The organism is Stenotrophomonas sp. STEN031 (assembly GCF_056759975.1).
Genome location: NZ_JBRREA010000118.1, coordinates 1 through 2193 on the forward strand (window position 1 = coordinate 1; position 2193 = coordinate 2193).

A 2193-nucleotide genomic window follows, 5' to 3' on the forward strand; every position below is an offset into this window, starting at 1 on the left:
GGGGTCTCCTCGTTTTCAGTGCAATAAGTGACGGTACGAAAAGCTAGCACTGGCGCGGAGGTGGTGTTGGTAGATCGTTGATTTCATTGACTTTCCTGTTCACTTTCAAATCTGCGATTCGTGGCGTCAAACCGTGGTCGGTTTCATCCATTGGTGCCAGTTATCGATGCATTTGGCCGCGAAGGCAGGATTTGGTCAGCATAGCGGTCAACCGGGAAGCGAAACACACCCCGCAAGTTGATGCTCTCCAGCCTGGTGGGCGCAATCTTCCCGATCAGTTCCGGTGGAATGACCTGGCGGCGGTTCGACCAGCGATCCAGGACCGCCTGCATCTGTGAGGTATTCCACGCCATCACGATGTTGGCCATCAGGCTCAACGCATCGGCCACAGCCTGCATTTCATCGACACGTTTGGCCTGCGCCGGGCTGATCCGGCCGGTATAAATGGCGCGCTTGAGGGCGTTAACAGCCTCGCCCCGATTGAGCACCCGGCGCAACTCGTTCCTGAAAGCGTCCTTGACAAAGTAGTCAGCCAAAAACGCCGTACGCAGCAACCGCCCCAATTGCACGCCAGCCTCATAGATTGGATCGCCCTGGGCGGCAGAACCGAACCGCGCAAGAGCTGCCACCGCACTGGCATGTCCGCTCATGACCGAGGCTGCCAGGTGCACCAGACTATCCCAATGCTTTTCGATCAAAGCGACGTCGACATTGGCTTCGCACACCGCAGCGATTTCTGCGGGCACTTTGGTGCCGCGTGGCACAAAGAGGTGGCGCTGTTTGAGTTCCTTCAACCGCGGGCAAAGATCAAAACCAAGCAAACGGGCATGTGACATGGCAAAGTCGGTGTAGCCATGGGTATCCACAGCAAGCTGGCTGGTCTCCAGCTTTTCTTGGCGGATGACACCTTCAATGGCCACGCCCGCCTGGCGCTCATTGAGCACAAAGGGCTGCGCATGGAAGATGCCCCACCGGTCTTTTACATGGGAGTAGATTCCAATGGAAGGTGTGTTGCGCCGAGGATCAAGCCGGGCTTGCCACACCCGTTTGGTGGTCTCCATGCTCATCATGTCAGAAGATGCCAAATCGGACCGCCCCCAGGTGGCGGCAATCGGGTGTCGCTGCATGAATTCCAGCACAGCCTGGCAGGCCTGGCTCAGACGCCGTTCGTCCCGCGCCCAGCGCATGGCCTGGCGAATGCTGGTGGCAGACAATTGCGGAATCATGCGCGCGCATTCGACCGCAGTCAGACTGGTGCCGTGGGCCATGATGCCGGCATAGACCATCAGCAGCTCGTCGGTAGAGCGCGGCTCACGTCCGAGCATGATCCAGCTAAAGCGCACCTGGGCGTCAACGGCCAGAATCACTTCCGGCAATTGAACCTCACCGATGCGGTGATCCAAAGCCGCGCGCAGCTTGGTCACTTCTGGGTCTTCGTCCTCTGCGGGCAATGGCGACAAATGGAGTTCATCATCCACGCGCAGTACGCCACTGCGGGCTGCAGCGGCCACCGCATCGACACCGGCAGTTACTCTGGCCAGCAAAGGCTTCAAGAAAGTGGCAGCCTTGCTGGGTAACGATAGACGGGCATAGTGTTTCTTGGACTCTGCCTGCCAACGCTCGTCCGTGAAGAACAAGCGCGCACGACCCCGAAAGCTCAGGCTGTGCTCAATCCAGACCGAGCCATTGCGCACCGCGCGGCGCAGGGCAAACAGGGTGGCCACCTCCAACGCCTGAAACGCCCGTTCCCGGTCTGGGCTGGAGATCGAAACCTGCCAGATCATTCCCAGACTTGGTGCCACCACTTCAACTGGCAGCTTTCTGGATCCTTTGAGATATAAAGCTTGCAGCTTGGCAAGGTACTCGATGGCAGGATGCTCGCCGGTGGCCTGCCAGGGCAGCTTTGCAATGGCGACGAGCAACGACCGCACGGGGCGAATTCCATCAATCAATCCCTCGCGGACCAGGGAGGCCCTGCTCGGTGGTTTGCGTTTCTGGGTTTCGGTGATCAAGGCTTCAAGACGGGCACGCAACTCAGCATCTGGCACCGCACCTTGCGCGCTCAAGGCAACAAGTTCGCCGAGCAGCGTTTTGTACATTGCGGCCCAATTGACGGTAGCGGGGACATCGGCGGCAGCCTGACGCCACAGATCGGCGATCCGGCGCTGCACCATAAGGATCAACTGGTCTGTG

Annotated in this window: 1 protein-coding gene; it reads right to left on the reverse strand. The window is 59.1% G+C overall.

Features of this window, described 5'->3' with window-relative positions; all coding sequences use genetic code 11:
• Nucleotides 1-143: 143 nt before the first annotated feature.
• On the reverse strand, nt 144-2193 hold a 2050-nt coding region (locus ACVOLQ_RS22410; protein ID WP_481529351.1), incomplete at its 5' end, for a Tn3-like element IS1071 family transposase.